General features: G+C 67.8%; 21 protein-coding genes. 8 read left to right on the top strand and 13 right to left on the bottom strand.

Annotated elements, in window-relative coordinates:
- Positions 1-35: 35 nt before the first annotated feature.
- Complete coding sequence (gene fdhD / locus HMPREF3115_RS04155) at positions 36-866, bottom strand: formate dehydrogenase accessory sulfurtransferase FdhD (RefSeq protein ID WP_371089351.1); 831 nt, start codon at positions 864-866, stop codon at positions 36-38.
- A gap of 111 nt (positions 867-977) precedes the next feature.
- Here fdhD and HMPREF3115_RS04150 point away from each other — a divergent pair, with 111 nt between their 5' ends.
- The gene (locus tag HMPREF3115_RS04150; RefSeq protein ID WP_070553487.1) at positions 978-1,460 is read left to right on the top strand and encodes a nitrate reductase associated protein; all 483 of its coding nucleotides are present in this window, start codon (positions 978-980) and stop codon (positions 1,458-1,460) included.
- A gap of 38 nt (positions 1,461-1,498) precedes the next feature.
- On the opposite strand, the gene HMPREF3115_RS04145 is transcribed toward HMPREF3115_RS04150, so the two are convergent.
- On the bottom strand, positions 1,499-1,894 hold the full coding sequence (locus tag HMPREF3115_RS04145) for an acyl-CoA thioesterase (protein ID WP_006398318.1): 396 nt from the start codon (positions 1,892-1,894) through the stop codon (positions 1,499-1,501).
- A 172-nt stretch (positions 1,895-2,066) separates the two neighbouring features.
- On the opposite strand from HMPREF3115_RS04145, the gene HMPREF3115_RS04140 reads away from it, so the two are divergent.
- Positions 2,067-3,938, top strand: coding sequence for an ABCB family ABC transporter ATP-binding protein/permease (locus tag HMPREF3115_RS04140; protein WP_070553486.1), 1,872 nt, complete (start codon positions 2,067-2,069; stop codon positions 3,936-3,938).
- A gap of 50 nt (positions 3,939-3,988) precedes the next feature.
- Here HMPREF3115_RS04140 and murU read toward each other — a convergent pair whose 3' ends face one another.
- Together murU and HMPREF3115_RS04130 are read right to left on the bottom strand one after the other, a co-directional pair.
- Positions 3,989-4,711: an N-acetylmuramate alpha-1-phosphate uridylyltransferase MurU gene (gene murU / locus HMPREF3115_RS04135; protein ID WP_070553485.1), complete on the bottom strand. Its 723-nt coding sequence runs from the start codon at positions 4,709-4,711 to the stop codon at positions 3,989-3,991.
- Positions 4,712-4,736: 25 nt separating this feature from the next.
- Positions 4,737-5,783 (bottom strand): aminoglycoside phosphotransferase family protein, encoded by a 1,047-nt coding sequence (locus HMPREF3115_RS04130; protein WP_070553484.1) that lies wholly within the window; start codon positions 5,781-5,783, stop codon positions 4,737-4,739.
- Positions 5,784-5,996: 213 nt separating this feature from the next.
- Between HMPREF3115_RS04130 and HMPREF3115_RS04125 the strand changes: the two genes are divergently transcribed.
- The 4 genes from HMPREF3115_RS04125 (at position 5,997) to rsmA (ending at position 11,667) form a co-directional block, all read left to right on the top strand.
- The gene (locus HMPREF3115_RS04125; RefSeq protein WP_006409861.1) at positions 5,997-8,357 is read left to right on the top strand and encodes an LPS-assembly protein LptD; all 2,361 of its coding nucleotides are present in this window, start codon (positions 5,997-5,999) and stop codon (positions 8,355-8,357) included.
- A gap of 48 nt (positions 8,358-8,405) precedes the next feature.
- Positions 8,406-9,761, top strand: a complete 1,356-nt coding sequence (locus tag HMPREF3115_RS04120) for a peptidylprolyl isomerase (protein WP_035488903.1) — start codon at positions 8,406-8,408, stop codon at positions 9,759-9,761.
- 7 nt (positions 9,762-9,768) lie between these two features.
- A complete protein-coding gene (gene pdxA, locus HMPREF3115_RS04115; RefSeq protein WP_006406556.1) occupies positions 9,769-10,758 on the top strand; it encodes a 4-hydroxythreonine-4-phosphate dehydrogenase PdxA in 990 nt (329 codons plus the stop codon).
- A gap of 81 nt (positions 10,759-10,839) precedes the next feature.
- Positions 10,840-11,667, top strand: a complete 828-nt coding sequence (gene rsmA, locus HMPREF3115_RS04110) for a 16S rRNA (adenine(1518)-N(6)/adenine(1519)-N(6))-dimethyltransferase RsmA (protein ID WP_070553483.1) — start codon at positions 10,840-10,842, stop codon at positions 11,665-11,667.
- A gap of 90 nt (positions 11,668-11,757) precedes the next feature.
- Here the strand turns inward: rsmA and HMPREF3115_RS04105 are convergent, their stop codons facing one another.
- On the bottom strand, positions 11,758-12,693 hold the full coding sequence (locus tag HMPREF3115_RS04105) for a DMT family transporter (RefSeq protein WP_059937273.1): 936 nt from the start codon (positions 12,691-12,693) through the stop codon (positions 11,758-11,760).
- Positions 12,694-13,064: 371 nt separating this feature from the next.
- Here HMPREF3115_RS04105 and gloA point away from each other — a divergent pair, with 371 nt between their 5' ends.
- Positions 13,065-13,454 carry a lactoylglutathione lyase gene (gloA, locus tag HMPREF3115_RS04100; protein ID WP_006398327.1) on the top strand — a complete coding sequence of 130 codons (390 nt, stop codon included), beginning with the start codon at positions 13,065-13,067 and terminating at the stop codon, positions 13,452-13,454.
- Positions 13,455-13,551: 97 nt separating this feature from the next.
- Here the strand turns inward: gloA and HMPREF3115_RS04095 are convergent, their stop codons facing one another.
- From HMPREF3115_RS04095 to glyQ, 5 genes are read right to left on the bottom strand one after another with little or no spacing between them, the layout of a single operon-like run.
- Positions 13,552-14,457 (bottom strand): M48 family metallopeptidase, encoded by a 906-nt coding sequence (locus HMPREF3115_RS04095; protein WP_006406552.1) that lies wholly within the window; start codon positions 14,455-14,457, stop codon positions 13,552-13,554.
- 46 nt (positions 14,458-14,503) lie between these two features.
- Entirely contained in the window at positions 14,504-15,268 is a 765-nt protein-coding gene (locus HMPREF3115_RS04090) for a lysophospholipid acyltransferase family protein (RefSeq protein ID WP_053296847.1), read from the bottom strand.
- 43 nt (positions 15,269-15,311) lie between these two features.
- The gene (gene gmhB / locus HMPREF3115_RS04085; RefSeq protein WP_006398330.1) at positions 15,312-15,875 is read right to left on the bottom strand and encodes a D-glycero-beta-D-manno-heptose 1,7-bisphosphate 7-phosphatase; all 564 of its coding nucleotides are present in this window, start codon (positions 15,873-15,875) and stop codon (positions 15,312-15,314) included.
- A 9-nt stretch (positions 15,876-15,884) separates the two neighbouring features.
- The gene (gene glyS / locus HMPREF3115_RS04080) at positions 15,885-17,984 is read right to left on the bottom strand and encodes a glycine--tRNA ligase subunit beta (protein WP_053296848.1); all 2,100 of its coding nucleotides are present in this window, start codon (positions 17,982-17,984) and stop codon (positions 15,885-15,887) included.
- Positions 17,985-18,006: 22 nt separating this feature from the next.
- Complete coding sequence (gene glyQ / locus HMPREF3115_RS04075; RefSeq protein WP_006398332.1) at positions 18,007-19,011, bottom strand: glycine--tRNA ligase subunit alpha; 1,005 nt, start codon at positions 19,009-19,011, stop codon at positions 18,007-18,009.
- Between the two features lie 302 nt (positions 19,012-19,313).
- Between glyQ and HMPREF3115_RS04065 the strand changes: the two genes are divergently transcribed.
- Positions 19,314-20,948 carry a tetratricopeptide repeat protein gene (locus HMPREF3115_RS04065; protein ID WP_070553481.1) on the top strand — a complete coding sequence of 545 codons (1,635 nt, stop codon included), beginning with the start codon at positions 19,314-19,316 and terminating at the stop codon, positions 20,946-20,948.
- Positions 20,949-21,012: 64 nt separating this feature from the next.
- On the opposite strand, the gene HMPREF3115_RS04060 is transcribed toward HMPREF3115_RS04065, so the two are convergent.
- The 3 genes from HMPREF3115_RS04060 to lnt all read right to left on the bottom strand — a co-directional run.
- Positions 21,013-21,291 carry a hypothetical protein gene (locus tag HMPREF3115_RS04060; protein ID WP_125902580.1) on the bottom strand — a complete coding sequence of 93 codons (279 nt, stop codon included), beginning with the start codon at positions 21,289-21,291 and terminating at the stop codon, positions 21,013-21,015.
- A 144-nt stretch (positions 21,292-21,435) separates the two neighbouring features.
- Complete coding sequence (locus tag HMPREF3115_RS31865) at positions 21,436-21,648, bottom strand: hypothetical protein (RefSeq protein ID WP_125902579.1); 213 nt, start codon at positions 21,646-21,648, stop codon at positions 21,436-21,438.
- A gap of 242 nt (positions 21,649-21,890) precedes the next feature.
- The coding region (gene lnt, locus HMPREF3115_RS04055) for an apolipoprotein N-acyltransferase (protein WP_070553480.1) at positions 21,891-22,873 on the bottom strand (983 nt) is incomplete at its 5' end.

The raw sequence follows: 22,873 nt of genomic DNA, 5'->3' as shown, positions 1-22,873 counted from the left end.
GCGACCGCGCCGCGGTCGGGAGCCGGCGCCGGCGGTCATGCCGTGCCGTAGTCGACGTAGCCGGTCTCGCGGCAGAAGCTGACGAGCCGCAGCCCGGCGGCCTTCGCGATCTCGATCGCGAGCGACGAGGGCGCGGAGATCGTCGCGACCATCGGGATGCCGACGCGCGCAGCCTTGCGCACGAGCTCGTAGCTTGCGCGGCTCGACAGGAACACGAAGCCGTCGGTCGGCTCCGCGCGCGACAGCACGAGCGAGCCGATCAGCTTGTCGAGCGCGTTGTGGCGGCCGACATCCTCGAACGCCATGCGGATCGCGCCGGTTGCATCGCACCAGGCGGCCGCGTGCAGGCCGCCGGTCAGCTGCGTGAGCGTCTGGTGAGCCGGCAGCGCGTGCGCCGCGCGCGCGAGCGCGTCGGGCGCAAGCCGTGCGAGAAAGCCGGTGTCGGGCACGCGTTCGGGCGCGAGATCGAGCAGATCGATGCTTTCGATGCCGCAGACGCCGCAGCCGGTGCGGCCGGCAAGCGCGCGGCGGCGGTCCTTCAGCGCGGCGAACGCTTGCTGGACGACGTCGAGGTGCACTTCCGCGTGCGGCAGCGGCGTGTCTGCATGCAGGATCACGTCGATGTCCTTGATGTCGCTGCCGCGCGCGACGATCCCTTCCGACATCGCAAAGCCCACCGCGAACGCTTCGAGATCGCGCGGCGTGCACATCATCACCGCGTGCGAGATGCCGTTGAACACGAGCGCGACCGGCCATTCCTGGCCGACGTAGTCTTGGGCGGTTTCGGCGACGCCACCGCGCATACGGCGTACGGACAGTTCGATCGCGCCGCGCGGTTCGGCTGTTTCGGTCGGATTCACGAGCACTCCCGTTGATTCGAGGCGGCGGCGGCGATCGTCGCCGCCGGCCGCGCGCAGAGGTTCTAAAATACCCCAGGCAGGCCGGCCGCGCCGGCGTTCGCCACTCGGGTAACGACCATGGGACTCAGCGACGCACCGTTGCTATTCAATTTCGAACACGAATCGTCGGAAAACCTCACGTACATTCCGATGATCGTGCGTTTCAATCTCGACCGCTTCGGCTTGCGGATCTCGCTCGAGCAGTGGCAGCTGCTGCCGCTCGAGGATCGCCGGCTGCTCGCGCGCTTTCCGGCCGACGACGACACGGCGATCGAGCCCAACTTCGACCATGCGCTGTTCGAGATGCTGCGCACGCACGCGAATCTCGAGCCGTCGTGGTTTCAGCCGGAAGAGCAGCCGGCGTGGCGCACGACCGACGCGGTGCCCGATGCGCTCGCGCAGCAGTGCGCACTGGCCGGGCTGCCGGTGCCGGCCGTCGCGCAATGGCAGCAGCTCGCGCCGTTCCAGCGCTACGTGCTGATGAAGCTGTCGCGCAAGCCGACGCTCAATCACGACTTCGTGCCGGCGATGCGCGAGTTCGGGCTGACCGCCATGCACTGAGCGTTCGCGCCCGGCGCCGGCGCGCCTGCCCGCGCGCGTTACAGCGCGGGCAGCGGCCGCGGCTTGCGGTCCGGGCCCGTCGCGACGTACGTGAGCGTCGCTTCCGTGACCTTCACGACTTCGCCCATCAGGCGCATGCGTTGCGCGTACACCTCGACATCCACCGTGACCGAGGTGTTGCCGGTGCGCGTGATCGTCGCGTAGAAGCTCAGCAGATCGCCGACGAACACCGGCTGCTTGAACACGAAGGAATTGACCGCGACCGTCGCGACGCGCCCGTTCGCGCGCTGGCTGGCCGGAATCGACCCGGCGATGTCGACCTGCGACATGATCCAGCCGCCGAATACGTCGCCGTGGACGTTCGCGTCGTGCGGTTGCGGGACGACACGCAGCGCCGGCTGCTTCTGCGGGAGTTCGAGGGTCGGTTCGGTCATGGCGGGGCTTTCATCCTGTAAGAAATAGGCCGCCCGCGCGCAGCCGGCCTACGAGGCCGCCGGCAGCGGCGCGAAGCGGCTTCTGCGACAATACGACGTCCGCAAATTGTACGAGAAAGTGCGCGATCCGGCCGTCGCTCGGCGCCCGGCACCGCCGCCCGTTCCTTCCCCCATGCGCCGATATTCCGCTTCCGGCGAGCCCGCGCCGGCTCCGACCGGGCCCCGCAACGACTGGCAGACGATCCGTTCGCTGCTGCCGTATCTCGCGACCTACAAGCTGCGTGTCGCACTCGCGCTCGCGTGCCTGATCGGCGCGAAAGTCGCGAACCTCGGCGTGCCGATCGTGATGAAGCGCATCGTCGATCATCTCGCTTCCGTGCAGCAGTTGACCGCGCTCGGCCGCGCCGAGCAGTCGGCCGGCATCGTGCTCGCGGGCGGCGTCGGGCTGCTCGTGATCGCGTATGCGCTCGTGCGGCTGTCGACGTCGCTGTTCACCGAGCTGCGCGAAATCCTGTTCTCGAAAGTCACCGAAAGCGCGGTGCGTCGGCTCGCGCTGCAGGTGTTTCGTCATCTGCACGGACTGTCGCTGCGCTTTCACCTCGAGCGGCAGACGGGCGGCATGTCGCGCGACATCGAGCGCGGCACGCGCGGCATCCAGCAACTGATCTCGTATTCGCTGTACAGCATCCTGCCGACGCTCGTCGAGGTCGGGCTCGTGCTCGGCTTCTTCGTCGTCAAGTACGACGCGTATTACGCGTACGTGACGTTCGCCGCGCTGATCGCCTACATCGTGTTCACCGTGAAGGTCACGAACTGGCGCACGCACTTTCGTCGCACGATGAACGAGCTCGATTCGCGGGCCAACTCGCGCGCGATCGATTCGCTGATCAACTACGAAACGGTCAAGTATTTCGGCAACGAGGAATGGGAGGCGCAGCGCTACGACGAGAACCTCAAGCGCTACCGCCAGGCCGCGATCCGCTCGCAGAACTCGCTGTCGCTGCTGAACTTCGGCCAGCAGGCGATCATCGGCACGGGGCTCGTGTTCATTCTCTGGCGCGCGACGCAGGGCGTGCTCGCCGGCAAGCTGACGCTCGGCGATCTCGTGCTGATCAACACGTTCATGCTGCAGCTGTACATTCCGCTGAACTTCCTCGGCGTCGTGTACCGCGAGCTGAAGCAGAGCCTCACCGACATGGATCGCATGTTCGGCCTGCTGTCGGCCGCGAAGGAAGTCGCCGATCGTCCTGATGCGCGGCCGCTCGCGGTGGCCGGCGCGCAGGTGCGCTTCGAGCACGTGAATTTCGCCTACGAGCCGGCGCGGCCGATCCTGCACGACGTCACGTTCACGATCGAGGCCGGCACGACGACCGCGGTGGTCGGGCACAGCGGGTCCGGCAAGTCGACGCTGTCCCGCCTGCTGTTCCGCTTCTACGATCTCGATCGCGCGTCGGGCGGAGCAATCCGCATCGACGGGCAGGATATCCGCGACGTCACACAGGACTCGCTGCGCGCGTCGATCGGGATCGTGCCGCAGGACACGGTGCTGTTCAACGACTCGATCTACTACAACATCGCGTACGGCCGGCCGAGCGCGACGCGCGACGAGGTGATCGCGGCCGCGCGCGCCGCGCATATCCACGACTTCATCGAAAGCTTGCCGAACGGCTATGAGACGCCGGTCGGCGAGCGCGGGCTGAAGCTGTCGGGCGGCGAGAAGCAGCGTGTCGCGATCGCGCGCACGCTGCTGAAGAATCCGCCGATCCTGCTATTCGACGAGGCGACGTCCGCGCTCGATTCGCGTTCCGAGCGCGCGATCCAGCATGAGCTCGACCAGATCGCGCGGCATCGGACGACGCTCGTGATCGCGCACCGGCTGTCGACGGTCGTGCATGCGCAGCAGATTCTCGTCATGGATCACGGGCGGATCGTCGAGCGCGGCACGCACGACGAACTCGTGCGCGCGGACGGGCTCTATGCGCAGATGTGGGCGCTGCAGCAGCAGCGCGCGGCCGCCGGCGACGAGGCGGCCGAAGCGGCGTGATCGCCGCCGTGCGCGAGCGGTGAAGCGCGGCGCCGCGCGCGTGCGCGGGCTTAGCGGCCGGCGGCGCGCAGCCGCGCGTCGAGTTCGTGCAGCTGCGCGGGCGTGCCGACGTTCTCCCAGATTCCCTCGTACAGTTCGCCGCTCGCGCGGCCGGCCTCGATGGCTGCGCGGTAGTAGGGCGTCAGCGCGCGGCGCGTGCCGCGCGCGAGATCGCGGAACATCCGCGTGTCGTACAGTCCGATGTTGCCGAACGTGACGCGCGCGGCGCCGTCGAGCGTCAGGCGCCCGTCGTCGCCGAGCGCGAAATCGCCGGCCGGGTGGAACGGCGGGTTCGGCACCATCACGAGGTGCAGCGCGGGCGCGTCGAGCGCGGCCATCCGAGCGGCGCGCGGCGCGAGCGTGCGGTAGTCGAACGCGCAGAACACGTCGCCGCTGACGGCGACGAACACCGTCGGCCGGCCGTCGCGCTCGAGCAGCGGCCGCGCCTGCGCGATGCCGCCGGCCGTCTCGAGCGCTTCGCCCTCGGCCGAGTACACGAGCCGCACGCCCCAGCGCGCGCCGTCGCCGAGCGCCTGCTCGATCTGCGCGCCAAGCCATGCATGGTTGATCACGATCGTCTCGATGCCGGCCTGCGCGAGCCGCTCGATCTGCCAGACGATCAGCGGCTTGCCGCCCGCTTCGAGCAGCGGTTTCGGGCAGGTGTCGGTCAGCGGGCGCATGCGTTCGCCGCGTCCGGCGGCGAAGATCATCGCCGTGGTCAGGGAGGGGCTCATGTTCGGCAGCGTGGTGGTCGGGCGGTCAGAACGTATACGCGACGTCGTCGGTGCGGCCCTCGAGCTCGTCGAGCAGCTTCGCGAACGGCGCGAGCGGACGGTAGCGCAGCGCGACCTTGCGCGCGTAGCCGAGGAAGCGCGGCAGGTCGTTCAGATAGTGCGGCTTGCCGTCGCGATAGTTGATGCGCGCGAACAGCCCGAGCACCTTGATATGGCGCTGCAGGCCCATCCATTCGAGCTGGCGGTAGAACTCGCCGAAGTCGGGATCGACCGGCAGGCCGGCCTTCTTGGCCTTTTCCCAGTAGTAGGCGAAGCAGTCGAGCTCGAATTCCTCGTCCCAGCTGATGAACGCGTCGCGCAGCAGCGACACGACGTCGTAGGTCAGCGGCCCGTAGACGGCATCCTGGAAGTCGAGGATGCCCGGATTCGGCTCGCAGACCATCAGGTTGCGCGGCATGAAGTCGCGCAGCATGAAGCCCTGCGGCTGCGCGTGCGCGCTCGCGACCAGCAGCGCGAAGGTGCGCTCGAGCGTGCCGCGCATCGCGTCGGTGACGGGCTTGCCGAGATGGCGGCCGATGAACCATTCGGGCATCAGCTCCATTTCGCGGCGCAGGAACGCTTCGTCGAACGGCGGCAGCACGTCGGGTTTCGACGTGAGCTGGAAGCGGATCAGCGCGTCGAACGCATCGCGCATCAGCGGCCGCGCGGAGGCCGGATCGGCCGGGTCGAGCACCGAGATGTAGGACGTGCGGCCGAGATCGGTCACGAGCATGAAGCCGGCGTCGAAATCGTGCGCCAGCACGTCGGGTACATGGTCGCCGGCCGCCGCGAGCAGCTGCGCGACCTGCACGAACTCGCGGCATTTCTCGGGCGGCGGCGCGTCGACGGCGATCAGCGAGCCGCCGGCGCTCGCGGCCGACGCGACGCGGAAATAGCGGCGGAAACTGGCGTCGGACGATGCCGGCGCGAGCGTGGCGAGGTCGAGCGCGTAGCGATCGGCGAGCGGGCGCAGCCAGGCGGCGAGCGCAGCGAGGCGGGCGTCGGGATGAGCGGCGGTGGATGGGGGCGTCATGAAACTCGGCGGAGGGGGGAACGTCTTGCCATATAATACCCCACGACTTTTTTGACGCGCCCCGCGTCAGCTTCCGCCGTGCAGGCCCGTCGCCTGTCGCGCCGTCCGCCCGATCGCCTCCCCGGTTTGCGCTCAGCCGCAGTCGCGGTTCGACGGCGCAGGCAGCCGTGCGTCGAAGGCGCCGTTGACAAGGGGCGATTCGCCAAACGATAGATGCCGCCCAAACCGCTATTCCCGAATGTCTTCCCCGCTGACGGGGCGCCGCGCAAACGGCGGCTCGCGCTTGCACTGCTGGCCGTGCCCGGCCTCGTGCCGGCCGTGTCGCACGCGCAGCTGACGGGCGCGGCCGCGCAGCCGCAGCCGCTCGATTCGCCGTGGGATCTGCGTCTCGCGCCGCAGCTCGAGGAACATCCTCTGAAGGACGGCGCGAAGCCCGCCGCGTTCGTGATCGCCGACCACACGAGCGGCACGGCCGAGCAGGACATGGCCGCGAAAGGCTCGGCCGAACTGCGGCGCGGCGACGCGGTCGTGAAAGCCGACGCGATCCACTACGATCAGGATACCGACATGGCCGACGCATACGGCCAGGTCAGGGTGATCAACGGCGGCACGTCGTTCGCGGGCCCCGAAGCGCACCTGAAGATCGAGGCGAGCCAGGGCTTCATGACGGCGCCGAAGTATCACTTCAACGTGACGGGCGGCTCCGGCAGCGCGGAGCGCGTCGACATGCTCGACAGCGAGCGCTCGGTGTTCGTGAACGGCACGTACACCGCATGCGCGTGTGCGACGCATCCCGCGTGGTACATCAAGGGCAGCCGCTTCGACTTCGACACGGGCGCCGACGAAGGCACCGCGCGCAACGGCGTGCTGTTCTTCCAGGGTGTGCCGATCTTCGCGAGCCCGTGGATGACGTTCCCGCTCTCGGGCGATCGCAGAAGCGGCCTGCTGCCGCCGACGTTCTCGATGAACTCGAACAACGGGTTCGAGCTGTCGCTGCCGTACTACTTCAACATCGCGCCGAACCGCGACCTGACGATCACGCCGCGCATCATCTCGCGGCGCGGCGTGCAGACCGAAGCGACGTTCCGCTATCTGTCGCCGAGCTATTCGGGCACGTTCACCGCGAACTACCTGCCGGACGACCGGCTCGCGCACCGCAACCGCTACGCGATCTACTGGCAGCACCAGCAGAACTTCGGCGGCGGCTTCGGCGGCTACGTCTACTACAACAAGGTCTCGGACAATACCTATCCCGAAGACCTTGGGTCGATGAACCAGTTCATCAACGGGACGCAGACGCTCTATCAGCAGGAAGCGGGCCTCACGTACAACAAGGGTCCGTGGTCGGTGCTCGCGCGCTACCAGCACTGGCAGACGCTGCCGCCGTCGATCGCGCCGTACAGCCGCGAGCCGCAGTTGAACGTGAAGTACACGAAGTACAACGTCGGCGGCTTCGACTTCGGCGCGGAAGCCGACTACTCGCGATTCCGCATCACGACCGCCGACTCGACGCAGGGCGACCGGATCGTCTTCAACCCGTACATCGCGTACGGCGTCTACGGACCCGGCTACTTCGTCGTGCCGAAGGTGCAGTACCACTTCGCGTCGTACGACCTGAACTACCTGTCGTCGAGCACGCCGAACAGCCCGAAGCGCTTTACGGAATCGATTCCGACCGTCAGCTTCGACACCGGGCTGATCTTCGACCGCTCGGTGCGCCTGTTCGGCCAGGACTTCATCCAGACGCTCGAGCCGCGGCTCTACTACGTGTATACGCCGTACCGCGACCAGTCGAACGCGCCGCTGTTCGATACCGCCGAATCCGACTTCGGCCTCGCGGAGATCTACCAGCCGAACACGTTCGTCGGCAACGACCGCGTCGCGGACGCGAACCGGATCACGGCCGGCCTGACCTCGCGCTTCATCGATCCGCGTACCGGCGACGAGCGCGCGCGCTTCGTGATCGCGCAGCAGTACTACTTCGCCGATCAGCGCGTGACGCTGAACACGGGGCAGTCCGCCGCGCAGGCGCGCCACTCCGACCTGATCGTCGGCGCTGCGTTGAAGCTCGGTTCGGGCTTCATGTCGGAAACGGCGTTTCAGTACAACCAGAACAACAACCAGCTCGTGAAGTCGAGCATCGGTTTCGGCTTCAGTCCCGGCGAGCGCAAGGTGATCAACGCCGCGTACCGCTACACGCGCGCCAGCACGACGCTCGACGGACAGCCGATCAACCAGTTCCTGGTGTCCGCGCAATGGCCGCTCACGCGGCGCCTGTACGCGGTCGGCCGCTTCAACTACGATCTGGCCGGCGACCGGCTTGTCGACGGTCTGCTCGGCTTACAATACGACGCGGATTGCTGGGCGCTCGGCGTCGGCGTGCAGCGGTTCGCCAACGGCGTGAATTCGTCCGGACAGCGGAACTCGTCGACGCGCTTCATGATGCAGCTCACGCTCAAGGGGCTGTCGACCGTCGACAACGGCCTCGTCGCGGCGTTCCGCGCCGGCGTGCCGGGCTACACGCCGCTGCCGTCGGCACCGCCGCCGATGTCCCGCTTCAGCAACTACGAGTAACGCGGCCTGTCTGACCGGTCAGCCGATTTCAATGGAGTATCAGTGGCAATGAAGAAAACCCTTCGTTTCGCGGCAGTCGTGTCCAGCCTCGCCGCGTCCGCCGCGCTGCTCGCCGCCGCGCCGGCCGCGGCGCAGGCGCTCGGTTCGCAAGGCGCGCAGCTCGCCGACGAAGTCGTCGCGGTCGTCAACAACGACGTGATCACGGGCCGCGAACTCGACCAGCGCGTCGGCCTGATCTCGCGTCGGCTGCAGCAGCAGAACGCGCCCGTGCCGCCGATCGACCAGCTGCGCGCGCAGGTGCTGAACCAGATGGTGCTCGAGCGCATCCAGGTGCAGAAGGCGAAGGACGACGGGATCCGCGTCGACGACGCGACGGTGCAGGCCACGCTGCAGCGCCTCGCGCAGGCGAACGGGATGACGCTCGACCAGTATCGCTCGCGTCTCGAAGCGCAAGGCGTGCCGTGGAGCATCTTCACGGCCGATGCGCGTACCGAACTGATGCTGTCGAAGCTGCGCGAGCGCGAGGTCGACAGCAAGATCACCGTGTCGGACGCCGAAGTCGCGAGCTACATCGCGAGCCAGCGCGGGCCGAACGCCTCGCAGCAGCAGGATCTGCGCTTCCAGCACATCTTCATCAAGGCGCCGACCAACGCGCCGCAGACGCAGATCGAAGCCGCGCAGAAGAAGGCCGAGGCACTGCTGCAGCAAGCGACGTCGGGTGCCGATTTCGAGAAGCTCGCGAAGAACAATTCGGAAGCCGACGATGCGAAGAAGGGCGGCGATCTCGGCTTCAAGTCGCCGAGCGCGCTGCCGGCCGACGTCGTCGACGCCGCGGCGAAGCTGCGTCCGGGGCAGGTCAACCCGACGCTGATCCGCGTGCCGGACGGCTTCGAGATCATCCGCCTCGTCGATCGCCGGCAGAGCCAGGGCGCGACGGCCGCGGCGCCGAAGATCGTGCAGACGCACGTGCGCCACATCCTGCTGCGCGTCGGCGAAGGCAAGTCCGAAGGGCAGGCGCGCCAGCAACTGATCGACATCCGCCGGCAGATCGAGGCCGGCGGCGACTTCGAGAAGTTCGCGCGTACCTATTCGCAGGACGGTTCCGCGTCGCAGGGCGGCGATCTCGGCTGGATCAGCCCCGGCGAGACGGTGCCCGAATTCGAGCGCGCGATGAACGCGCTGCAGGACGGCCAGATCAGCCAGCCCGTTCGTACGGAATACGGCTATCACCTGATCCAGGTCGTCGGCCGCCGCGAAGCGGAAGGCTCGGTGCAGCAGCAGATGGACATCGCGCGTCAGGCGATCGGCCAGCGCAAGGCCGAGCAGGCGTATGCGGACTGGCTGCGCGAACTGCGCGATTCGTCCTACGTGCAGTACAAGATCGGCGGCCTGCCGTCGAACTGAGCCGACGATGAGCGCGCGCGCCTTGCAGATCGCGATCACGACCGGCGAGCCGGCCGGCGTCGGTCCTGAGCTGACCGTGCAGGCGCTGCGCGACGCCGGCGAGCGCTGGCCCGATGCGCAGTTCACGGTGCTCGGCGACGCCGCGCTGCTCGAAGCGCGCGCGGCGGCCGTCGGCGCCGACTGGGCCGCGCTGGTCGGCGGTTCGCGCGTGTCGATCGCGCATCACGCGCTGGCGGCGCCCGCGCATGCGGGCCGGCTCGACGCGGCGAACGGCCGCTACGTCCTCGCGCTGCTCGATGCGGCGATCGACGGCGCGGTGGCCGGCCGCTACGACGCGATCGTCACCGCGCCGCTGCAGAAGAGCACGATCAACGATGCCGGCGTACCGTTCACCGGCCATACCGAATACCTGGCCGAGCGCACGCATACGGCGCGCGTCGTGATGATGCTCGCGGGCACCGGCGCAACGCCGCTGCGTGTCGCGCTCGCCACGACGCATCTGCCGCTGAAGGACGTGTCGGCCGCGCTGACGATCGACGGGCTCGTCGAGACGCTCGCGATCATCGACCGCGACCTGCGGCGCGACTTCGGGCTCGCCAGGCCGCGGATCCTCGTGACGGGTCTCAATCCGCATGCGGGCGAAAACGGCTATCTCGGCCGCGAGGAAATCGACGTGATCGCACCGGCGCTCGCGCGTGCCCAGGCGCAGCAGATCGACGCGCGTGGTCCGTATCCGGCCGACACGCTGTTCCAGCCGCGCTATCTCGCCGACGCCGACTGCGTGCTCGCGATGTTCCACGATCAGGGGCTGCCGGTACTGAAATACGCGACGTTCGGCGAAGGCATCAACGTGACGCTCGGGCTGCCGATCATCCGCACGTCGGTCGACCACGGCACCGCGCTCGACCTCGCCGGCACCGGCCGCGCCGATCCCGGCAGCATGGTCGCGGCGCTCGACACGGCCGTTACGATGGCGCGGCATCGGCGCGCGGCCTGACGCGGCATGGTCTGACGCGGCCGGCGTCGCTCGCGGCCGCCGCTTCCTTACTCATCGCATTTTTGGTTTTTTCTTCAGCCGATGTCGAACAGCAGACAGCATCAAGGCCACTTCGCGCGCAAGCGCTTCGGGCAGAACTTCCTCGTCGATCATGGCGTGATCGACTCGATCGTCGCGGCGATCGCCCCCGCGCGCGGCCAGCGGATGGTCGAGATCGGCCCCGGGCTCGGTGCGCTGACCGAGCCGCTGATCGCGCGGCTCGCGACGCCTGAAACGCCGCTGCATGCAGTCGAGCTCGATCGCGACCTGATCGCGCGTCTGAAGCAGCGCTTCGGCGCCCTGCTCGAACTGCATGCGGGCGATGCGCTCGCGTTCGACTTCCGCTCGCTCGCCGCGCCCGGCGATGCGCCGTCGCTGCGGATCGTCGGCAACCTGCCGTACAACATCTCGAGCCCGCTGCTGTTTCATCTGATGACGTTCGCGGACGTCGTCGTCGATCAGCACTTCATGCTGCAGAACGAAGTCGTCGAGCGGATGGTCGCGGAGCCCGGCACGAAGGCGTTCTCGCGGCTGTCGGTGATGCTGCAGTATCGCTACGTGATGGACAAGCTGATCGACGTGCCGCCCGAGTCGTTCCAGCCGCCGCCGAAGGTCGATTCGGCGATCGTCCGGATGATTCCGTACGCGCCGCACGAGCTGCCGGACGTCGATCCGGTGCTGCTCGGCGAAATCGTGACGGCAGCGTTCTCGCAGCGCCGCAAGATGCTGCGCAATACGCTCGGCGACTTTCGCGAGACGATCGATTTCGACGCGCTCGGTTTCGATCTCGCGCGACGCGCGGAGGACGTCAGCGTTGCCGAATACGTCGGCGTCGCGCAGGCGCTCGCGGCCGCGCGCAACGCGCAGTGATGCGGTGACGGTGTGACGCGGCGATGCGCGTGCGGTGCCCCCGCACCGCATCGAACGGCGCGCGTGCTTCGATCCCGGCGTGGGGACTGATTACACGCGCCGGCGCGTCGGCGCATTGACGAGCGCGATGCCGGTCAGCACGAGCGCGGCCGCCGACATGAAGCGCCAGCCGACCGATTCGCCGAGCAGCAGCACGCCGAACGCGACGCCGAACAGCGGCGACAGGAACGTGAACACCGACAGTCGCGATGCGCTGTAGCGCGTGAGCAGCCAGAACCACGACAGATAGCTGACGAACGCGACGATCACCGATTGATACGCGAGGCTTGCCACAGCGACCGGCGTCACATGCGCGAACGATGCCTGGCCGAGCAGCACGGCGAGCGCGACGAGCACGACCGCCGACACCGCGAGCTGGTAGAACAGCGTCTTGCTGGCGCTCGCGCGGGCGAGCGACGTCGAGCGCACGACAACCGTCGTCGCGGCCCACATTGCGCCGCCGAGAATGCCGAGCGCGTCGCCGGCGAGCCCGGCCAGCACCGATGCGCCGGGTGCGAGCGGTTTCAGGAAGCCGTCGGCGAACGCGAGCGCGATGCCGGCGAACGCGATGCCGACGCCCGCCCACTGCACGCGCTGCAGCCGCTCGCCGGGCGCGAACAGATGCAGGCCGAGCGCGGTGAAGCACGGTGCGGTGTACAGGAAGATCGCCATATGCGACGCGCTCGTCAGCGTGAGCCCGAAGAACACGCAGATGAATTCGCCGGCGAACAGCGCGCCGGCTGCGAGACCGGCGCCGAACGTGCCGTCCGCGCGGAACAGCGGTGTGCCGCGCGAGCGCGCCCAGGCCCACAGCAGCAATGCGGCGATCACCGAGCGCAGCCCGGCCTGGAAGATCGGCGGGATCGCGGCGTTCGTGCTCTTGATCGCGACTTGCTGAAAACCCCAGATCGCGCACAGCAGCAGCATCAGGCCGACGGCGCGCGCATCGAGTGCGCGACGCGCGGGTGCGGCGGCAAGCGCGTTCATCGGCGCACCTCGGCAACGCGCATGCGCGGCTCGGGACGGGCAGGGCTGGCGGCGCGTCGTGCGCGCTCGAATCGACGGTATCGCACGGCGGTGTGAGCGGAGTGGGGATGATCGCGCGGTAAGGGCGCGGCCTGGATGTTTCGGTATCGAAAGCCGCGCCCGCTTTTGGTGCGCGATGCTGCGATGTTACCCGATCGGTGCGTCGGGAGGCAGGGGCGCTTTCCCGATGAAGCGGCGGATGGGCCATGCGTAGCCGGCCGCACCTCGCCGGCCGCACCTAGCCGGCCGCGCCTCGCCGGCCGCGCCCAACGCATTTCCCCCGACTCTGGTAGAGTTTCCGGTTCAGGAAAGTCCCCACAGGAGTACACCCCATGCGTTTGTTGCACACGATGCTGCGAGTCGGCGATCTCGACCGTTCGATCAAGTTCTACACCGAATTGCTCGGCATGAAGCTGCTGCGTCGCGAGGACTATCCGGAAGGCAAGTTCACGCTCGCGTTCGTCGGCTATGAAGCGGAAAGCACCGGCACCGTGATCGAGCTGACCCACAACTGGGACACGCCGTCCTACGATCTCGGCAACGGTTTCGGCCACCTGGCCATCGAAGTCGACGATGCATATGCGGCCTGCGAGAAGATCAAGGCGCAAGGCGGCAAGGTCACGCGCGAAGCGGGCCCGATGAAGCACGGCACGACCGTGATCGCGTTCGTCGAGGATCCGGACGGCTACAAGATCGAGTTCATCCAGAAGAAGACGCACTGAGCGTCGGACGAGCCGGGCCGCGACGCGTGTCGCGGCACACGAACGGGCGGTGCAGGGCGACCTGCATCGCCCGTTTTGCATCGCGCGCCGTGCCGCATCACAGCGACGGCAGCAGCTCCGGCGGGTGATGCTTGAGCGTATGCCGCGCTTCGCGGAACTCGGGGAAGATCGATTCGACCGTCTGCCAGAATGCCGGGCTGTGATTCATCTCGCGCAGATGCGACAGCTCGTGCGCGACGACGTAGTCGATGATCGACATCGGGAAATGGATCAGCCGCCAGTTCAGGCGGATCTTGCCGTCGCTCGAGCAACTGCCCCAGCGCGTCGCGGCCGACGACAGCGCGACCATCGAGTACGTGACGCCGAGCTTTTCCGCATACACCGCGAGGCGTTCGACGAAGATCCGTTTGGCTTCGCCCTGCAGCCAGCCCTGCACGCGATCCTTGATCTGCTGCGCGTCGGCCTGCGCGGGCAGCGGCAGCGACAGCCGCTGCGCGAGCGCGTCGAACGCGACTGCGCCCGCACCGAGTGCGATCGTGATCGTCTTGCCGAGATACGGCAGCTGCGCGCCGTCGCGCCAGTCGATCTGCGGCAGCGCGCGCTGTTCGGTGCGCGTCTTCCATTCCGCGAGCTTCGCGAAAATCCAGCGCTGCTTCTCCGCGATCGCGGCTTCGATGTCGGCGAGCGTGACCCAGCGCGGCGCGGTGATCGACAAGCCGCTGCCGTCGATCGTGAAGCCGATCGTGCGCCGTGCGGAGCGCTTCAGCCGGTATTCGAGGACGCGGCTGTCGAGCGCGAGCGTGCGGATGCGCGAGCGGTCGGGCGCGGGCGCCGTGTCGGGCGGCGCGAGCGGGGCGATCGGCGACGCGGGCGCAGCGTCGGGCGGCGCCGGCGGCGACACGGGTGCCGAAGGCGCAGCGGCCGGCCCGTCGAAGAGCGGCAGGTCGAGCTGGCGATGATCGAGTGCCACGACGGCGGGTCGTGGCCGCGGACGCTTCTTCATCAGTTCGCTTCGTTTTGTCGTACGCAACGGCGGCTGTCCGGACGAATCAGACACGTGCCGCGTCGCGCGTGTCGGCGTTGCCCGCCTGTCGATAGGCACCGGGATCGATGCGGCGCATTTCCGCTTCGATCCACGCTTCGACGCGCGAGTTCAATACGTCGGGCGTGAGACCGGTCACGTCGATCGGCTTGCCGATCGATACCGTGACGACGCCCGGATACTTCGTGAACGAGTTGCGCGGCCATACATGACCGGCATTGTGCGCGATCGGCACGACGGCGGTGCCCGTTTCGATCGCGAAGCGCGCGCCGCCCGTCTTGTACTTGCCCTGCTTGCCGACCGGCGTGCGCGTGCCTTCGGGGAACATGATCACCCACGCGCCTTCGGCCAGACGCTTCTTGCCCTGCCGGATCACCGAGTCGAACGCGTGTTTGCCTTCCTTGCGGTTGATGTGGACCATGTGCAGCATGCCGAGTGCCCAGCCGAAGAACGGCACGTACAGCAGCTCGCGCTTGAACACGTAGCAAAGCGGCTTCGGCATCAGCGCCGGAAACGCGAGCGTCTCCCACGCCGACTGGTGTTTGGACAGCAGCACGGCCGGACCGTCCGGCAGGTTCTCGAACCCTTCGATCCGATAGCGGATGCCGTTCAGCCAGCGCACGACCCACAGCGTCGACTTGCACCAGCCGGCCGCCATCCAGTAGCGCGCGTCGGGGCGCAGGAACGGGAACGCGATGAAGCATGCGGTCGCATACGGCACCGTGTACACGATGAAATAGATCAGCAGCAGCAGCGAACGGACGAAGCGCATCGGCGTGAGTGTAGCGTTGGGGAGGATGCGCGCGGCGGCCGCATCACTCGTAGTCGTGTGAAAGGAAATCGAGCGCGAACGCACGCAGGTCGTCGTGGACCTTCGTGCCGGGCGGCAGGCCGCCCGCGGCGAGCGTCTTCTTGCCCTTGCCGGTCAGCACGAGGTGCGGCTGGAAGCCGACCGCGACGCCGGCCAGCAGGTCGCGCAGCGTATCGCCGACGACGGGCGTGTGATCGGGATCGATCTCGAAACGCTCGGCGATCATCTGCATCATGCCGGGCTTCGGCTTGCGGCACTCGCAGTGATCCTCGGAGGTGTGCGGGCAGAAGAACACCGCGTCGATGCGCGCGCCGACCGCGGCCGCGGCGCGATGCATCTTCAGATGCATCGCGTTGAGCGCGGCCATGTCGAACAGCCCGCGGCCGATGCCGGACTGGTTGGTCGCGACGACCACGCGATAGCCGGCATGGTTCAGCCGTGCGATCGCCTCGAACGCGCCGGGCAGCGCGATCCATTCGTCGGGCGTCTTGATGAACGCGTCCGAATCGACGTTGATCACGCCGTCGCGATCGAGGACGACGAGCTTGCGGTTAGGGCTGGTCGGCATCGTGCGCCCTTATGCGGCGAGCTTCGAGATGTCGGCGACGCAGTTCATCTGCTGATGCAGGGCGGACAGCAGCGCCAGACGGTTCGCGCGCAGCGCCGGATCGTCGGCGTTGACCATCACGTCGTTGAAGAACGTGTCGACCGGCGCGCGCAGCGCGGCGAGTGCCGACAGCGCGCCCGTGTACGCGCGCGCCTCGAGCTGCGACTGCACGTGCGGCGTCACGGCCGCGAGCTGTTCGTGCAGCGCCTTCTCGGCCGCCTCGACGAGCAGCGTCGGCTGCACCGCACCGTTCGCGCCGCCTTCCGATTTCTTCAGGATGTTCGAGATCCGCTTGTTCGCGGCCGCGAGCGCTTCGGCTTCCGCGAGACGCGTGAATTCGCGCACCGCGTCGAGGCGCGCGACGAGATCGTCGAGGCGCGTCGGGTTCAGGCTCAGCACCGCGTCGACTTCGCCGGCCGAGTAGCCGCGCTCGCGCAGCAGGCCGCGTAGGCGGTCCATGAAGAACGCGACGATCGCGTCGGTCGATTCCGCGACGCCCGGCACGCCTTCGAAGCGCGCGTACGCGGTGCGCAGCAGCGATACCAGATCGAGCGGCAGCTGCTTCTCGATCAGCAGGCGCAGCACGCCCAGCGCGTGGCGGCGCAGCGCGAACGGATCCTTCTCGCCGGTCGGCGCGAGGCCGATGCCCCAGATGCCGACGATCGTTTCGAGCTTGTCCGCGAGCGCGACGGCCGTCGACACCGGCGTGGTCGGCAGCGTGTCGCCCGAGAAGCGCGGCTGGTAGTGCTCGGCGCACGCGAGCGCGACGTCGTCGGGTTCGCCGTCGTGGCGCGCGTAGTACGTGCCCATCGTGCCCTGCAGTTCCGGGAACTCGCCGACCATGTCGGTCAGCAGGTCGGCCTTCGCGAGGCGCGCGGCGCGCTTCGCATGCGCGACGTCGGCGCCGATCGCGGGCGCGATCTCGCCGGCCAGCGCTTCGAGGCGCTCGACGCGCGCAAGCGCCGAGCCGAGCTTGTTGTGATAGACGACGTTCGCGAGCAGCGGCACGCGCGCGGCGAGCGGCTTCTTCTTGTCCTGCTCGAAGAAGAACTTCGCATCGGCGAGGCGCGGACGCACGACGCGCTCGTTGCCCTCGACGATTTCGCCGGGCGTCTTCGTCTCGATGTTCGACACGATCAGGAAGCGCGAGCGCAGCTTGCCGCCGATGTCGGTCAGCGCGAAGTACTTCTGGTTCGTCTGCATCGTGAGGATCAGGCACTCCTGCGGCACCTGCAGGAATTCATCCTCGAAGCGGCACGGATAGACGACCGGCCATTCGACGAGCGACGTCACTTCGTCGAGCAGCGCATCGGGCATCACGACCGTGTCGCCGTTCGCATGCTCGTTCAGCTGCGTGCGGATCGTTTCCTTGCGATCGCCGAAATGCGCGATCACGCGGCCCTTGTCGCGCAGCGTCTCAGCGTACGCGCTCGCATGCTGGATCGCGACGAGCCCGTCGGACAGGAAGCGGTGGCCGAGCGTCGTGTCGCCGGCGTCGATGCCGAATGCGGTGACGGGCACGACGCGATCGTCATGCAGCACCGTCAGCCGATGCACGGGACGCACGAACTGCACGTCGGTGCCGTCCGGGCGCTGGTAGGTCATGACCTTCGGGATCGGCAGCTTCGCGAGCGTCTCGTCGAGCGCGGCCTGCAGCCCGTCGGCGAGCGTCGCGCCGGCAGCCGAATAGTTGATGAAGAACGCTTCGGCCTTGCCGTCCTGCGCGCGTTCGAGCTCGGCGATCGTCAGGTTCGGATGCCCGAGCGCCGCGAGCTTCTTCGCGAGCGGGGCGGTCGGATTGCCTTGCGCGTCGAGTGCGACCGACACCGGCAGCACCTTTTCGCGGACCTGGCGGTCCGGGGCGACCGCGCGCACGTTCTGCACGACGACCGCGAGGCGGCGCGGCGTCGCATAGCGTTCGAACGCGAGCTCGCCTTCGACGAGATCGCGTGCGGCGAGGCGTTGCGCGAGGCCTTCGGCAAATGCGTCGCCGAGGCGCGCGAGGGCCTTCGGCGGCAGCTCTTCGGTCAGCAGCTCGACGAGGAGGGGGGCGGGATGATTGTGCGTCATGATGTGAAGAAATCTCGTCTCGTCAGTCCTGATCGATCTTGCGTTCGACCTTCAGCGGCGGCGCCCACGCCGGCTGCGCGGCATCCTGGGCATCGGTGGTGAGGCCCGGCACGCCCGGCGGGTTGCCGAGCATCGGGAAGCCGAGCTTCTCGCGCGAGTCGTAGTACGCCTGCGCGACGAGACGTGACAGCGCGCGGATGCGGCCGATGTACGCCGCGCGCTCGGTGACCGAGATCGCGCCGCGCGCATCGAGCAGGTTGAACGTGTGGCCGGCCTTCAGCACGAGCTCGTATGCGGGCAGCGCGAGCTGCGCTTCGATCATCCGCTTCGCTTCCGCTTCGTAGCTGTTGAAGAACGTGAACAGCAGATCGACGTTCGCGTACTCGAAGTTGTACGTCGACTGCTCGACTTCGTTCTGGTGATAGACGTCGCCGTACGTGAGGCGGCGGATCTCGGGGCCGTTCGGGCCCTGTTCCTCCCACTCGGTCCAGATCAGGTCGTACACGTTCTCGACCTTCTGCAGGTACATCGCGAGACGCTCGAGGCCGTACGTGATCTCGCCGAGCACCGGCTTGCAATCGAGGCCGCCGACCTGCTGGAAGTACGTGAACTGCGTGACTTCCATCCCGTTCAGCCACACTTCCCAGCCGAGGCCCCAAGCGCCGAGCGTCGGGTTCTCCCAGTCGTCCTCGACGAAGCGCACGTCGTTCTGCTTCAGATCGAAGCCGAGCGCTTCCAGCGAGCCGAGGTACAGGTCGAGGATGTTCTCCGGCGCCGGCTTGAGCACGACCTGATACTGGTAGTAGTGCTGCAGCCGGTTCGGGTTCTCGCCGTAGCGGCCGTCCTTCGGGCGGCGCGACGGCTGCACGTAAGCGGCGCGCCACGGCTCGGGGCCGACCGCGCGCAGGAACGTGTGGACGTGCGACGTGCCCGCGCCGACTTCCATGTCGATGGGCTGGAGCAGAGCGCAACCCTGCTTGTCCCAGTAGGACTGCAGCGTCAGGATGATTTGCTGAAACGTAAGCATGAAGAGCCTTCGTGGCGCTGGCGCTCCGTTGCGGGCGGCGTTCCGGGCGGGGCCCGGAGCGGCGGCTCGCGCGGCGGCGCGGCTTGTTAGTGTGCTGAAACGCGCAATTTTACCGGATCGGCGCGCCGATGCGGCTGGAACGCTGCCCGAGCGGGTCGGGCGGCCCGCCCACGCGGTGCCGCGCGCATCGTTCGCGATCGTGCGCGTGCGTCGCGCGGCAGCCGCGGGCCCATGCCGCGGGGACGTTAAGATGCGCGTATTGCGGGGCGCGCATCGCGCATCCGACCGCCGACTCCGACTGCATGAACGATTCGAACGACCTCCTGATTCCGCTGCTCCCGCCGCTGGCGGCCCTGCTCGAACGGGCCGCCGATGCGCAGTCGCGCGGCGAGCACGACGCGCGTGCGCTGTGGCTCGCCGCTGCGGCGCACCTTCATCCGGTCGACTCGGCCGCGCTGTCGCAACTGACGTCGGCGCTCGTCGCGCGGCAGCGCACCGGCGACGCGGTCGCGCTCGCCGCATGCGCGGCGCGCGTGCATGCGGATGCCGCAGCGCACTTCAATTACGGTTATGCGCTGCAGATGGCCGGCCGCCATGCGGACGCCGTCGCGCCGTACCGCGCCGCGCTGGCCCTCGATCCCGACCGGCCGTCGCTGCGCAACAATCTGGCGATCGCGGTGCGGCTGTCGGGCGGCGATCGCGCGGAAGAAGTCGCACTGCTCGAGGCGGCCGTGCAAGCCGATCCGTGCGACGTGCAGGCGTGGATCAATCTCGTCGTCGCGCAGCTCGCGATGCGCAATCTCGACCGCGCGCTCGTCTGCGCGACACGGCTCGTCGAACTGGCGCCGGACAATGCGCTCGCGATGAACAACGTCGCGATGGCGATGAAGGAGGCGCAGCGCTGGGACGACGCCGAGCGCTACGCGGCGCGCGCCGCCGAACTCGCGCCGGACGATCCGTCGTACCGTTTCAACCTCGCGATCATTTACCTCGTGCGCGGCAATTACGCGGCCGGCTGGCGTGGGCACGAAGCGCGATGGGACGGCGCGGGCGAACTGCGCGGCCGGCGCCCGGCGCTACCGGGTCCGCGCTGGCAGGGCGAACCGCTCAAGGGCAAGACGCTGTTGCTGTGGGGCGAGCAGGGCCTCGGCGACGTGCTGCAGTTCTGCCGCTTCGTCGCGCCGCTTGCCGAACGTGTGCACCGCGAGGGCGGCCGGCTCGTGTGGAACACCTTCCCGCCGCTCGGCACGCTGCTGCAGCGCAGCCTCGGCGCGCATGCCGACGAATTCGGCGCGGGCGGCGACATCGCGACGCTGCCGACGTTCGACTATGAAGTGCCGCTGATCGGCCTGCCGCTGATGCTCGGGATCGAGCACGACACGCTCGCGTCGTCGGTGCCGTACCTGCGGGCCGATGCGCGCGCCATCGATGCGTGGCGCGCCCGCCTCGCGTGCGAGCGGCGGCTGAAAGTCGGCCTCGTGTGGACGGGTAGTGCCGGACATCAGCGCAATCCGTTTCGGCGCGTCGGCATCGAACGGTATGCGCATGCGTTTCGCGCGATCGACGGCGTCGCGTTCTATTCGCTGCAGCCGGGCGCGGATGCGGACGTCGCGGCCGCCCGCGCGAGCGGTTTCGCGATCGAGGACTGCACGTCCGAGCTGAAGAGTTTCGACGACACGGCCGCGTTCATCGGCGCGCTGGATCTCGTGATTACCGTCTGCACGTCGGTCGCGCATCTGGCCGGTGCGCTCGGAGCACGGACCTGGGTGCTGCTCGACGTGAATCCGCATTGGCCTTGGCTGCTCGAGCGCGGCGACAGTCCGTGGTATCCGACTGCGACGCTGTATCGGCAGCGCACGTTCGGCGACTGGCAACCGGTGATGGACGGCGTGACCCGCGACCTGCGCGGCCTGGCCGCCACGCTGACGGCCAGTTGATCGGACAGCGCCGGTCTTCTCCAGCCAAGGAGGAACGGCATGGGCGATCGAACGCAATGGTGACTTATGGACCGCGCGGCCCAGCCTTGCGTTTCGGTTTGAATAGCAACAGCACAGCCACCATCAGCAGTCCGAGTGCGGTTCCGGCTCCTGCGGATACGAACGCGATGTATAGCGGACCCTTCTCCAGCGTCGCAGCCGGTACCGCCAACCAGAGTCCTATTGCGAACGCGAAAGTGAATACCGTGAAAGTCAGCACGAACGCATATAGCAATGGCATGCGCTTCTGCTTGAAATGTTCGGCCATCGCGCCTGCGACGAAACTGACCAGAAATTCGAACACGTCGTTCTTCGGCGTTTGAGCCGCCCCGACGCGGGGGCGGCATGCGTCCGGTTACCAGCCTTTGCCGTTCGACAGTTGGCCAAGGCCGAAGTTGAGCCCCATCATGCCCGGGCGCCATGCGATCTGCGCAGCGAGTCCTCCGCCTCAAGCTGCCATCAGCGCCCCGCCTGTTGCGCCGATGGCGGCACCGGTACCTGCTGTCCAAGCGACGCCTTGCCATGTCATGGGTTTGTTCTGAATTTGGTGCATGGCGGCATAGACCGCCATATTTCCGCCTGCTCCCAATATTGCACCGACAGGGCCAACGCCTCCTGACACCTTGCGAATCTCGTGGTGCGACAACGCTTGAATTGCCATTCTGATCCCCGAATAAAAGTGCTGATGCGAATCGCGTCCGATACGCATCCTGAATAAGGCGCCTCAATGACTTTTCCACCACAACGCTGCCTTGTACGGGTGAGCGGCGTGATGAGAACGTCAAATCGAGATGGGGATCGTATAGCCTCTACTTCTCAATGTTCGTGAGAGGTGACACGGCGCGGTTAGCCGCGGCGACTGGCGCGCGGCCACGCGTTGTCGCCGTTGCATTCGCTGCGGGCTCAACCGCGCCGCCGCAACCCCGGCCCGAACGTGAAGCCGAACGCGAGCAGCACGAGCGACACCACGAGCACGGTGACGTTGCCGCTCGTCACGTACGGCGTGAAACCGCTCGTGCCTTCGATGCGCACGTCGAGCGAGCCGATCGTGAACGGCTTCAACTGCCCGAGCACACGACCGTGCGCGTCGATCGCGGCCGTCATCCCCGTATTGGTCGCGCGCAGCATCGGCCGGCCCGTTTCGAGCGCACGCATCCGCGCGATCTGCAGATGCTGGTCGAGCGCGATCGTGTCGCCGAACCATGCGAGGTTCGTCACGTTGACGAGCACGCCGGGCGGCTGCGGATTGTCGCGGATCGTCGCGGCGATTTCCTCGCCGAAGATGTCCTCGTAGCAGATGTCTGCCATCACGGGCTGATTGCGCACGAGGAACGGCTTCTGCACCGGCGCGCCGCGCGCGAAATCGCCGAGCGGCATCTTCATCAGATCGACGAACCAGCGGAAGCCCCACGGAATGAATTCGCCGAAAGGCACGAGGTGATGCTTGTCGTAGTGATAGATGTCGCGCGAATTCGGCGTCACGCCGTACAGGCTGTTCGTGTAATCGACGTAGCGGCCGTCCTCGGTCACCGACGCGCCGACCGCGCCGAACAGCACCGCCGAGCCCGTCGTGTCGCTGAACTTGCGGATCGCGACGGCGAACGGTTCGGGCAGTTCCTGGATCATCACCGCGATCGCCGTCTCCGGCGTGACGATCAGGTCGGCCGGCTTCTCGGTGATCATCTGCTGATACATTTTGATCGCTGCGTCGATGCCGGCCTGCTCGAACTTGATGTCCTGCTTCACGTTGCCCTGCAGCAGCCGCACGGTGAGCGGGGCATTCGCCGGTACCGTCCACGTCGCCTGCGACAGCGCGACGCCGAGCGCGACCAGCGCGACCGCGACGGCAGCCGGCGCGACGACCCGCACGCGCGCGCGCGGTGCCG

Origin of the sequence: Burkholderia sp. HMSC10F09 (assembly GCF_001806955.1) — a bacterium.
In the GTDB taxonomy this organism is placed as follows: domain Bacteria; phylum Pseudomonadota; class Gammaproteobacteria; order Burkholderiales; family Burkholderiaceae; genus Burkholderia; species Burkholderia multivorans.
Note: the sequence above shows the minus strand (reverse complement) of the source record. Positions and strands in the feature narration are given on the sequence as shown.